Below are 11,776 nucleotides of genomic sequence, written 5' to 3'. Positions count from 1 at the left end.
CTGTTATCTAGTTTTGAGAGAGCAATCTCTTGTCTGGTGGCGATAGCGAAGAGGTCACACCCGTTCCCATACCGAACACGGAAGTTAAGCTCTTTAGCGCCAATGGTAGTTGGGACTTTGTCCCTGTGAGAGTAGGACGTTGCCAGGCATTTTTATTATCGCGGGGTGGAGCAGTTCGGTAGCTCGTCGGGCTCATAACCCGAAGGTCGCAGGTTCAAATCCTGTCCCCGCAACCAAATTATCTTTTATACATACTTGAATATATCATTATTATCCTTAGGCATAGCCTAAGGATTTTTTGTTTGGCTATGTTTGGCTATATTTATAAACACTTGTTTAGGTTATGATATAAGATAGTGATGCAGATTAATCAGGAGGTTTTTTCATGTTACAAAGTAATATTCAAACTTATATTGAAAAAGAAATGAACGTTCAAGGTCAATCTTTATCTCTATACCAGGAAGAAAAGGAATATGCGTTGCAAAAAGAGTTGGTACCGCAAAACCTGATGATAGAAGAAAAAGAGGCATCTTTACGTTTTAAAGATTCTTATATCGAAAGAGTAGATAAAGAAACGGACGAGCTGATCGCAGAAGAATCTCCTCTTTCGTTTTTAGATACGCCCATTTCTTACTTGAAAGAACACAGAAGTGAATTTCTATATGTAGAATCAAAATGGTTCGAATTTATTAAGCTTGATGGATGTTCTTTTGAAGTGGATGATGTGTTTGGCACATATAAAGTATTAACGGGGCTACATATGCAAAAAAAATTCGGTTCTTTACTAAAACAATTTTTTGCTAAAGAACTTAATGAAAGTCCAACAAGCGTCCAGCTTTTATTTAATGATAAAGATGGATTATGGGATGTGAATATTGAGTTAGATGCTATAAAAGAGTTTAATGAAAAAATGTCGATAGGTGAAGTTCTTGTTCTTACATATCGTTTTTTCTTTCATCTAGTAGAGTATGTAGAGAACGAAAAAGCTTAAGAGATGATGATTACTTTCACTGTAAAGCGTAGGACGTAGTTTCTATGCTTTTTTTGAGGAGTAATACGTAATGAAGCAATGAATGCTAAATGAAGCTGGAAATACATTTACATCTCTATGTTTTTATGGAATGATAAAGAGTATCTTTACATATATGACTGCTATGGGTAAGGAACAACTATCAGGAATCTTTCTAGTTCTTTGAGAAAGTAGCTCACATATTAGCTGTTAATAGCACTCAGAGCAAGAAAGCTTCCGTAGGATGAAGTATAATATATACATACAGGAACTATTTTTAACTTTATAAAAATGTCTGCTGACGTATGGGATTATAAATAAAGAGGGGATGTTCATGTTATTAAGAAAAATAAAGTCTGAAGAATTGGCAGAAGTCTATCAAATGGGATATGCCGCATGGCCTAAAGGCAGGACGTACAAAGAGTATGTGAGAGATAATCAAAAGGAAGAAACATATGGAATTCGGTATGTATACGTAAATGAAGAGGATCAAATTATTGGTTCATTTATTTTGCTTCTTTTACAAACTCCTCGATTAAAGTTTGCTTTGCATGGTATTGGATCCGTTGTTGTACACCAGCTTTATCAACGAATGGGGTATGGCCGCGATATGCTTGAAGACTTTTTTAAAAAGATGAAGATAGAGAAGCGCAGCGCTATTTTTATGCTGTATAGCGATATTCTTCCTGAATATTATCATCAGTTTGGGTTTAAGGAGCTCCCTTCTCATTTACAACGTTATCCTCAATCCATTGCTATGGTAAATTGCAGCGAGCCACAATATGAATACTTAAGTAAGCAATCCATAGAAGACATACCGGCCTATTTTTAAAGGTATGTCTTTTTTATAGTATTTATCGGCACAATCGTTTACAATTACATGTAAGCGTTTTCTTTTTTAGGAGATGAATGATTTTATTCGTCCTCATAACCGTAGGCAAATCGTGCAGTTAATATAAATTTTATTACATAAAACCTTGCTATCATCTTACTAGTAACTCTTATTCATTTCCATACCATACCGATATGTACGTTTGCTGCTAAGTATAACCATATCAATATAAGGAGGAAGCAGGAAGATGAAACGATTATTTATAGCAGGGATGATTTTTATACTTTTTTTATCTTCAGGTGCTGTATCTTCTTCAGCCGCAGGAAGTTTTACCTCTAAAACATATAACGGAAGGACATACAAACTGTACGTACCTAGCAGTTATCAGGGAGGTGCTGCCTTACCTCTAGTAGTTATGCTGCATGGCTGTACTCAAGACCCTGATCAATTTGCAGCAGGAACACAAATGAATGAACTGGCGGAGACAGAGAAGTTTCTTGTTCTTTATCCAGAACAACCCTCTTCTGCTAATTCAAATAAGTGTTGGAACTGGTTTGATACGGCTCATCAATCAAGGGGAAGCGGTGAACCAGCGTTAATTGCTGGAATGGTCAATCAAATAAAAAGCAGTTATTCAATAGATGCCGACCAAGTCTTTGTTGGGGGGCTATCTGCTGGTGCAGCTATGAGTGTTATTATGGGAGCTACTTATCCAGACATATTTGCGGCTATCAGCGTTGGGGCTGGCTTAGAATATAAAGCAGCGACTAATGTGACAGGTGCTTATACAGCAATGAGCAGTGGAGGTCCTAATCCTATCCAACAAGGAGATTTAGCCTATTCAGCCATGGGAGATCATAAACGAGTGGTTCCAGTTATTTTGTTTCATGGGACAGCTGACTACACTGTTGCGCCTATAAATGCGCATCAAATATTATCGCAATGGGCTCAAACAAATGATAGAGCGTCTGATGGGCTGGATAATAACAATATTGATGATACGGCAGATCAAACTGCAACAGGTACAGTATCTGGTGGAAGAAGCTATACGCAATATATTTACAAAGATACAGCAGAAAAAACAGTAATGGAAAAGTACATGATAGAAGGAATGGGACATGCTTGGTCAGGGGGAAGTACAACCGGTTCTTATACAGATCCTAAAGGACCAAATGCAACTAAATTAAGCTGGAACTTTTTTAAAAGCCATCCGAAAAATGGTGATGCTCCTAATCCAGGAGATATATTCCCACCGGTTACAGCTGCTTCACCAGCGGGAGGAACGTATGGAAGTTCTGTTTCTGTTACATTATCAACCAATGAACCTGCCACCACTTACTATACATTAGATGGAAGCATACCAACTGTTAATTCTCTAAAGTACTCTGAGCCTATTACCATCAACTCTAGCAAAACAATAAAATTTTTTAGTGTAGACGCAGCGGGCAACCAAGAGGAAGTAAAGACGGAAGTTTATCAAATTTCTGGAACTTCAGAGAAATCTTCAGTATTTTCTTCACTTGCTGCTGAAGATGGATTTATCGGAAACTTATCAGCTGACGGTATGAGTAGTTCTATTCATAAAATTGGGGATAAAGGAATGTACAATACCGACACATATCGAACCATTTTATCTTTTGATACAAGTTCTTTACCTGATGATGCAATTGTTACGGATGTATCTTTAAAAATTTATCGCAAATCTTCAACTGGTAATATTTCATCTTTGAAAGGCGATATTAAAAGCGGTGTATTTGGAACTAGCAGTGCTTTAGAACAAATAGATTATCAGGCCTCACCATCTATTTCTGCGGGCTTCCAAATGTCAGTGCCTTCACTCAATAATGGATATACAACTATTCAACTTCCTTCCTCGCTTTGGGGGTATATGAATAGGACCGGCAAAACTCAGTTTCGCTTGTCAAGCTCAGGTCCAGCGGACTTTTTAAGTGACGTAGTTGAAATTTATGGGGGCGACAATCCTGCATATTCTCCAATTTTAACTGTTTCATATCAGTAAAAAAACCTTCTAAAAGCTAACTGCTTTTAGAAGGTTTTTTTGCTGATAAGTTACTTTTATCACCGAATACAACTCCAACTTTTTATAGAGTTTTCTTCAAATTTTGACATGATTTTGACGAAATTTAATCATTATTCAAAAATGAATTGTCAGAAATATTACAAGAAAATGTTTAAAATTAATTAAATCCGTAATAAAAGTAAAATATTCCTGTAATGGAAGTGAAATGAACAGGTGGTATCATTCAGTCATTGAGTAAATAAGGAGGTATTCGGAAAATGAAGAAATTTGTATTTACTCTAGGGACAACGGCAATTCTTTCAGCAGGATTTGTAGGTGCAGCATCTGCCTCTACAAGCGGAACGTATGAAGTACAAAAAGGTGACACTTTATGGAAAATCGCTCAAAATCATAATGTGAGCGTAGACGAGCTAAAAGATGCTAATAACTTAACATCAACACTAATTTATCCAAATCAGACACTAAACTTATCTAGCATAAAAGAAATCGTACATACTGTAAAACGTGGTGACACTTTGTGGTCAATCGGTCAACATTATGGCGTAACAGTAGAAGAAATTAAAGAATGGAACGGTTTAACATCAGACTTAGTTTTCCCTGGAGAACAATTTAAAATTAAAACGGCACAAGCAGCTCAATCTCAAACAGCTAGTGCGCCAGTAGCAAAGGCAGCTCCACAAGCGCAGCAGTCTCAAACGGCACAAGCTCAGCAAGAACAAGCAGCACAAGAACAAACGCAAAAAGAACAAGAGCAAGCTCAAGYAGCACAAGCAMAGGCAGCACAAGAGCAAGCACAAAAAGAACAAGAGCAAGCTCAAGCAGCAGCACAAGCAMAGGCAGCACAAGAGCARGCACAAAAAGAACAAGAGCAAGCTCAAGCAGCAGCACAAGAGCAAGCAGCTCAGCAACAACAAGCTCAGCAACAGCAACAAGCAGCTCAACAGCAGCAACAGCAGCAACAGCAGTCTCAACAGCAAGCTAGCGGCAAGTCTATGACTGTTGAAGCAACAGCTTATACAGCTAACTGTGCTGGATGCAGTGGTACAACAGCTACTGGAGTAAATTTAAAATCAAATCCAAATCAACGAGTAATTGCGGTTGATCCTAGCGTTATTCCATTAGGTTCAAAAGTATATGTTGAAGGTTATGGTCAAGCTGTAGCAGCAGATACAGGTGGCGCAATTAAAGGAAATCGAATTGATGTATTCGTTTCTTCAGATAGTGCTGCACAAGACTGGGGCAGAAGATCAGTTAAAATTACAGTTATCGACTAATACTAGTCTTATAGAATAGAAGTAAAGAGAGATGTCTTTTAGGAGACATCTCTTTTTTTATGCTTAAAATGAACGTTTGAAAAAATTAGGTCCGGGCATACTAAAATTTATAGTAGGAATTAGTTTGTTATATTAGTAATTATTTCTTGATTTATATACAATGTTTGAGTGTCCTAAAAAGCTGAAAATATGTCAGGAGTATAGAAATATGAAACTTTATGAAAAAATGGCTTTACTAATAGTGCTGGGTGTTATCGCAGGATTCTCGTATCTAGGCTATCAGGGATTATTTCAGCACGATGATCATTTGAATACGTCTGATCATAATCCTTTATCTTCTTCTAAACAGAAGCAGAATAGTATAGAAACTGTAGGGAACCCAGAATCCATTGCTGTGTTAGTAAACAAGCAAAATCTTCTTCCTGATCACTATGAACCCACTGACCTTGTATACCCGGACGTTCGGTTTATATTTAAAGAAAAAATTGAAAAGCGCCAAATGCGTACAGAAGCAGCAAAAGCATTAGAAAGGATGTTTTCAGCTGCTGAACGAGAAGGAATTTACTTAGCCGGTGTTTCTGCCTATCGTTCTCAAAGCCGTCAAGAATCTCTTTATCAAGCGTATATAAAACAAGATGGAGAAGCGGCAGCTAATCATTACAGCGCTCACCCGGGCAGCAGTGAACATCAGACTGGTTTAAGTATAGATGTATCAAGCAGCACCGGTAAGTGTGCAGCTCAAGATTGTTTTAAAGATACTCCAGAAGCCAAATGGATTGAAGCAAATTCATATAAATACGGATACATTGTTCGCTATCCAGAAGGAAAGCAGCAGATTACAGGTTATAAATATGAGCCGTGGCATATACGATTTGTCGGAAAAGAACTCGCCTCTAAAGTGTCTAAGAAAGGAATTACGTTAGAAGAATATTATAATGACTACATGCAAGTTGATAATCCGGTTCAATAAAAAAGAAGAGTGATATAAACTCTTCTTTTTTTGTATTGCTGAAATATATCCTTAGTTTAAAAGGTGGAATGAGGGAAAGATGTAGAGATGAACCACGGGATGCTATATCCTATGCCTTACTAGTAAAAGAGTTAACGTTTATAAATTATAATGAATTTTGTGATAAAGAATGCTCATGTTCGTTTTCATTTCCCTTCACATATTCTACAAAAAAGGGAGGTGAAAGAAAATGAGTTTTTACGGAGGTTATGGTTATGGGTACGGAGTAGGTCACGGAAGTAGCTTTGCGCTAATCGTTGTGCTATTTATTTTACTAATTATCATCGGTGCTTCATGGGCAGGGCACTATTAATAAGGTGTCCATAAATAAACTCCCTTGAAATAATTCAAGGGAGTTATCTGTTTTTATCTATAAGTAGGTAACTGTAAGTACGAAGTGCTTACATATCCTTTAAAGCCGTTGTATTCTACAAAAGCCCAATCAAATGAAAGCTTGTTATCTTTGGAGTAGCCCCAAGCTAAGAAGCTGACGCTTTTTCCTTTAGGAATAGTTGTTACAACTTTGTTGCTTGTGCTAGGCCCTGTGCGTAAATTAAGGTTAGCAGCTGTATGAACAGTAGTAGGGACTTTCATTAAATAGGAAGTACTGATATATCCGGTGCCGCCAATTATTTTAATGGCAGCCCAGTCTGCATTTACAAACTTGACTACTTCAATTTGATCTTTTTTTCTTACTGTATCAAGAATCTTTCCCTGAGTGCTAGGTTTTGAACGTATATTGAGTACGTTTGCGGTCACTTCATATACGCTAAACGGTGCGTTTATTTTTTCTGCTGCACTTGCTGTTTGCTCGTGAGTGAATGGCAGTGTTCCAGATAGAGATGAAAAAGTAAAGCCCGCTGCTAATGCTAAAACTGATATAGATTTTGTAATTGTCTTCATACAAATATCCAACTCCTTAGTGAAATAGGTAATAACTTTTCTATAACACTAAGAATAAGGGTTACTTGTTTCTAAGTTGTTACCAACATATATCCCAGTTGTAAATTTATAAAAGGTCTGTAAAAAAGTTTATTTCACCGACCTTTTAATAGTTTTATTATTACTCCTCCTCGCGATCTTCCGTTGATTTGTAAAAAGAAAAATATACAAAAACAGATAATACTGTTCCATAAATGCTCCACAAAGCTAAAGCGAAAATAAATTCTTTCTGCAGGCAATAAATAATGGTTAAAGCAACTAGTGCAATAAAACTTATTAAAATGGTCTTTTTCATAAGCACCCCGCCTATTTAGTTTGATTACTCTATATGCTTTTTGATCTTGCTTTTACCCTATAATTATTCGACTATTGCGCTAAAGATGAAAGGAAAAAGTTAAATAAAGCCGAACTTATAATAAAAAGAAGAATGCAGGGGGCGTTTTATGTTAGAACAACATGTGTTAGAAGATATACAAAAGCTACAGTCTATTTGCGAACAAGAAGAGCACATAGAGCTAAAGCTGAATTTTGATATGTTACGAAGTCGAAAACAAAATGAAGTTAACGATTTTTTTCATTATGAAGATAATCAGCTTGTTGGGTTTATTGGTCTTTATGGGTTTGGGAATACAGTAGAAATATGCGGAATGGTCGCTCCTAGCTATCGCCGAAAAAGGATTTTTTCAAAGCTGTTTTCTCAAGCTTTACATATATGTAAGAAGCGTGGGTATACAGGGATTTTATTAAATGCTCCTGGCGATTCGGTTTCAGGCAGGAAGTTCTTAAAGCAAATTCCATGTTCATTTACTTTTTCAGAATATCAAATGAAGTGGACAAAAAAAGAATTGGAAGATGATAATCCCTTTGTTACACTTCGCTCTTCCCAATCAGATACCGATATGAAAATGGAAATGCAAGTTGATGTGGAATGCTTTGGTATGTCTTTAACAGAAGCAGCTGCTTATTATGAACAAACGAAAACGGAAGAACAGCAAATTCATTTTATCGTAGAGTACAATAGTCAAGCGGTTGGAAAGTTAAGGGTATCGTATGATAAAAGCGAAGCATGGATTTATGGATTTGGTATTTTACCTTCTTATCAAAAATTGGGAATAGGAAAAGCTGCTTTAAAACAATTTGTTTTAAAGCAGCTTCGGCTAGGATATGATATATTTCTTGAGGTTGAAGCAAAAAACAAACGCGCTTTGCAACTCTACGAAACATGCGGTTTCAATTCATATCACGTGCAGGATTATTACGTATACAGCTTGTAGATAAAAAACACGGAAATCTTAGATTTTCGTGTTTTTTATTTATATATTAGATGATATGTGCTTTTTTGAGTAAATAATGAGAAAGTAGAGAAAAAGTGATATGCCCGTTGATAGAAACAGGGAAGGCCATACAAACATGATAGGAGCGCTGCAAGCAAGGATACACGTAAGAATACCTCCAATAAATGCTTTTCTAAATAATTGATAAGCCGTATACCCCAGGCTAATACTGACAAATACATTGATGAGGCTAAGAAAAATAAACGAAAAAAACAAATTATCTCCCCCCTTGTTTTTAATACACCATAAAAGAAATATTTCACATTTTTAGTGTAGCAAAAAAGAAAAAATTTGAATCCTAAAGGTGAAAAAGGAAGCAATCTGTGTTATGTATAGTAAAGTGAATGAAAGCGTTAAAAACGGAAATGAGTTAATAAAGCAATGCAGTAGAAAGAAAGGAGTAATAGGATGGAATTTGCCCATATCTTTACACTAAGTGTATCTGTTGTAACAGCTATTAATGTTTTATTAGCCGGTATTCTTATTTTCATCGAACGAAGAGATATAGGATCTACATGGGCGTGGCTTCTTATTTTATTTTTTATACCGATTGTCGGCTTTATTGTATATCTATTCTTTGGAAGACAGCTAAAACAGAAGAACTTTTATAAGTTATCATCTGATGAGCGGGAATATTTAAGATCTTCAGTAGATGAACAATTAAAAGAACTTAAAGCTACCCATGAGTATCGAAATGATTTATTGATTCAACATAATAAATTGCTGTTCACTAATTTAAATTCTTCTAAGTCACTCGTGCGCACGGACAATGAAATTGATATCTTTAGTGATGGTAATCAGAAATTTGATGCATTGTTTGAGGACATTCGAAATGCTAAAAAAGAAATTAATATTCAATATTATATTATTCAACGAGATAATCTTGGGAAAAAATTAAGAGATGAGCTAACAAAAAAAGCAAAAGAAGGCATAAAGGTTCGCGTTCTTTATGATGAAGTAGGATCTAGAAAAATGACGCCATCATTTTTTAAGGAGCTTATTTCATATGGCGGCGAAGCACAGGCGTTTTTCCCTTCAATTCTTCGCTTAATTAATTTTCGGATTAACAATCGAAATCATCGAAAGCTTTGTATTATTGATGGTGAAGTAGCATACATAGGAGGATTTAACGTAGGAGATGAATATTTAGGGTTAAATCCAAAAATGGGTTATTGGAGAGACACTCATTTTCGCATTAAAGGAGAGTCAGTGAACGATATTCAAGGGAGGTTCATTTTAGATTGGCATCAAGCAACAAAACAGCCAATTGAACTGGAACAATTTTTGCATCGTACAGAAACTCATTCTGGAACGGTTCCTGTACAAATTGTAGCAAGCGGGCCAAACTCGACTACTCAGCATCTGAAAAACATGTATATCTCATTGATTATGTCGGCCAAAGAAAGTGTGTACCTTCAAACGCCTTACTTTATTCCAGACGCAAGCTTTATGGATGCTTGTAAAATTGCTTTATTATCTGGAGTGGAGATTCATATTATGATTCCAAACAAACCCGATCATCCTTTTGTTTATTGGGCTACGTGGTCTCACGTAGGCGAGCTGCTGACGTATGGTGCGCAAATTTATCTCTATGAAAAAGGCTTTTTGCATGCTAAAACGATTGTAGTAGATAATGAAGTGTCTTCTGTAGGAACGACGAATATTGATCCACGAAGTTTCAGCCTTAATTTTGAAGTGAATGCAGTTGTATATGACAAGCCTATTTCCAAAAAGTTGCAGAACCTGTTTCTTGAAGATGTGCAGTGCAGTTCAAAATTAACGCTCGAACGATATAAAGAGCGCTCTCTTCTTATAAAATTTAAAGAAGCGGTATCTCGCTTACTGTCACCAATTTTGTAATACAAATCATTGATATCATGAAACAGACTTGAATTTTTAGATTCAGGTCTGTTGTTTTATTGGTTTCTCCTTGTAAGGAGAGCTAGAGATAAAGTTAAAAAGTTTTACCAAAAAATCCAAGGGTATTAATACTATAACAAGCTAAAAAATGATAATACCTAGGAGGAATAGAAAATGACAAAAAATGTAGTAGGTACGTATGATTCAGAGGCAGCCGTTATTACAGCGATTCGAAATTTAAAAACACAGGGATATCCGGACAGTGCACTTTCTGTTTTGACAAACAGTGGCCTGCGTCATGAAAATACAGAAGCGATTGAGCATTCTGCAGGAATTGATGTGCAAACAGTTGATACAGATCAACACTCAAAACACCATCAATCCTTTATGGAGAAAATAAAAAATGCTTTTACTCCGTCTGAAGAAAAAATGGATCAAGATGTTAATCGAATCGAAAATCAATTAACCGAATATGGTGTACCTGCTGCAGAAGCTTCCTCATATGTATCTGATCTTAAAAAAGGAAAAGTTTTGCTGATGGTAGACGCAGTTGAGCATGATAAACACAATTCAGCTCTAGGACAAGCAGTGACACCTGCTGAAAAATCAGCTGACCCAATGAATGAAAAAATGTTATACGGCAATCACGAAAATAAAATAAGGTAATGTTGAAGTAACCAAATGCGATAATAAAAGACTGCGTTCTTAAATAAAAGCTAGTTAACGAAAGGAAGGGGACCGATGAGAAATCTAGAAAAAACGGAATATGAACTTGACTATTTAAAACAGCAGCAAGAAGTTAATCAGAAGCTCATCAAAGTTTCACAGTCTCTTGTTGCTACGTTAAAACAGTATGAAGAAGAACCAGAGAATACGGAAGTGCTAGCTGTTCTTGCTGACTTAGAAGGTCAGCAAGAGCAGCTAAAAGCAAAGACCGAAAAGATATCTAAAGAGCTTGCACATTTATAGAGTGAGATGAAAGAAGTTCCTATAAAAGGGACTTCTTTTTATGTTTTATCATAAACAATCTATTGTGAGAGAAAGAGAACCTTATATAATGGAACGTAAACGTTATGGAGAGGTTTTGTTTTAGATACATATAGAGGAGAAGAAACGCGATAAGAGATTATGTAAAAATGGGAAAAGGAAGAACGGTCATTCGCTCTTCCTCCAGCCGTATTGCTTATGATAGTGATTTAGAAACGTCCGCCGCCAAGTTGCTGTTCAGCCATTTGCACAAGACGTTTTGTGATTTCGCCGCCTACTGAGCCGTTTGCGCGTGCAGTTGTGTCAGGACCAAGAGTTACGCCAAATTCGCTAGCGATCTCATATTTCATTTGATCGATTGCTTGTTGAGCACCGTGTACTGCTAATTCATTGCTGCTCTTATTTCTGCTGTTTGCCATCATAATCAACTCCTTTTATAAGGTTAAGATTATGATTTGATTAATAGATAGTTTTTATACATAAAATAA

Annotated in this window: 13 protein-coding genes, 1 tRNA gene and 1 rRNA gene; 12 read left to right on the top strand and 3 right to left on the bottom strand. The window is 36.3% G+C overall.

What is annotated here, in order from left to right; genetic code table 11:
- The first annotated feature begins 32 nt into the window (after nt 1-32).
- The 8 genes from rrf to AC1D0Y_RS23500 all read left to right on the top strand — a co-directional run bounded on the left by rrf (nt 33) and on the right by AC1D0Y_RS23500 (nt 6,478).
- Nucleotides 33-148, top strand: a 5S ribosomal RNA gene (gene rrf / locus AC1D0Y_RS23535).
- An 11-nt stretch (nt 149-159) separates the two neighbouring features.
- A tRNA-Met gene (locus tag AC1D0Y_RS23530) sits at nt 160-236 on the top strand.
- Between the two features lie 149 nt (nt 237-385).
- Entirely contained in the window at nt 386-991 is a 606-nt protein-coding gene (locus AC1D0Y_RS23525; protein WP_164796965.1) for a hypothetical protein, read from the top strand.
- Nucleotides 992-1,343: 352 nt separating this feature from the next.
- On the top strand, nt 1,344-1,841 hold the full coding sequence (locus AC1D0Y_RS23520) for a GNAT family N-acetyltransferase (protein ID WP_028410203.1): 498 nt from the start codon (nt 1,344-1,346) through the stop codon (nt 1,839-1,841).
- Nucleotides 1,842-2,088: 247 nt separating this feature from the next.
- Nucleotides 2,089-3,861: an extracellular catalytic domain type 1 short-chain-length polyhydroxyalkanoate depolymerase gene (locus tag AC1D0Y_RS23515; protein ID WP_060746211.1), complete on the top strand. Its 1,773-nt coding sequence runs from the start codon at nt 2,089-2,091 to the stop codon at nt 3,859-3,861.
- A 278-nt stretch (nt 3,862-4,139) separates the two neighbouring features.
- Nucleotides 4,140-5,156, top strand: a complete 1,017-nt coding sequence (locus tag AC1D0Y_RS23510; protein WP_477707952.1) for a 3D domain-containing protein — start codon at nt 4,140-4,142, stop codon at nt 5,154-5,156.
- Nucleotides 5,157-5,364: 208 nt separating this feature from the next.
- Nucleotides 5,365-6,126, top strand: a complete 762-nt coding sequence (locus tag AC1D0Y_RS23505) for a M15 family metallopeptidase (RefSeq protein ID WP_060745356.1) — start codon at nt 5,365-5,367, stop codon at nt 6,124-6,126.
- A 229-nt stretch (nt 6,127-6,355) separates the two neighbouring features.
- Nucleotides 6,356-6,478, top strand: a complete 123-nt coding sequence (locus AC1D0Y_RS23500) for a YjcZ family sporulation protein (RefSeq protein WP_081085221.1) — start codon at nt 6,356-6,358, stop codon at nt 6,476-6,478.
- 53 nt (nt 6,479-6,531) lie between these two features.
- Here AC1D0Y_RS23500 and AC1D0Y_RS23495 read toward each other — a convergent pair whose 3' ends face one another.
- Together AC1D0Y_RS23495 and AC1D0Y_RS23490 are read right to left on the bottom strand one after the other, a co-directional pair.
- Nucleotides 6,532-7,068, bottom strand: coding sequence for an SH3 domain-containing protein (locus AC1D0Y_RS23495; protein WP_477707951.1), 537 nt, complete (start codon nt 7,066-7,068; stop codon nt 6,532-6,534).
- A gap of 160 nt (nt 7,069-7,228) precedes the next feature.
- Nucleotides 7,229-7,402 carry a hypothetical protein gene (locus AC1D0Y_RS23490; protein ID WP_013081589.1) on the bottom strand — a complete coding sequence of 58 codons (174 nt, stop codon included), beginning with the start codon at nt 7,400-7,402 and terminating at the stop codon, nt 7,229-7,231.
- Between the two features lie 148 nt (nt 7,403-7,550).
- Between AC1D0Y_RS23490 and AC1D0Y_RS23485 the strand changes: the two genes are divergently transcribed.
- From AC1D0Y_RS23485 to AC1D0Y_RS23470, 4 genes are all read left to right on the top strand, one after another.
- Nucleotides 7,551-8,381: a GNAT family N-acetyltransferase gene (locus AC1D0Y_RS23485; protein WP_477707950.1), complete on the top strand. Its 831-nt coding sequence runs from the start codon at nt 7,551-7,553 to the stop codon at nt 8,379-8,381.
- 468 nt (nt 8,382-8,849) lie between these two features.
- Nucleotides 8,850-10,301 carry a cardiolipin synthase gene (cls, locus tag AC1D0Y_RS23480; RefSeq protein ID WP_477707949.1) on the top strand — a complete coding sequence of 484 codons (1,452 nt, stop codon included), beginning with the start codon at nt 8,850-8,852 and terminating at the stop codon, nt 10,299-10,301.
- A 174-nt stretch (nt 10,302-10,475) separates the two neighbouring features.
- Nucleotides 10,476-10,967, top strand: a complete 492-nt coding sequence (locus AC1D0Y_RS23475; protein WP_028410210.1) for a YflT domain-containing protein — start codon at nt 10,476-10,478, stop codon at nt 10,965-10,967.
- A 75-nt stretch (nt 10,968-11,042) separates the two neighbouring features.
- Nucleotides 11,043-11,270: a hypothetical protein gene (locus AC1D0Y_RS23470; protein WP_028410211.1), complete on the top strand. Its 228-nt coding sequence runs from the start codon at nt 11,043-11,045 to the stop codon at nt 11,268-11,270.
- Nucleotides 11,271-11,497: 227 nt separating this feature from the next.
- On the opposite strand, the gene AC1D0Y_RS23465 is transcribed toward AC1D0Y_RS23470, so the two are convergent.
- Nucleotides 11,498-11,707 (bottom strand): alpha/beta-type small acid-soluble spore protein, encoded by a 210-nt coding sequence (locus tag AC1D0Y_RS23465; protein ID WP_016762907.1) that lies wholly within the window; start codon nt 11,705-11,707, stop codon nt 11,498-11,500.
- Between the last annotated feature and the right edge of the window lie 69 nt (nt 11,708-11,776).

It is taken from the genome of Priestia sp. P1_B12_1, assembly GCF_056406695.1.
The sequence above is the reverse complement of the archived record's forward strand: the minus strand, read 5'-3'. Positions and strand labels throughout refer to the sequence as shown.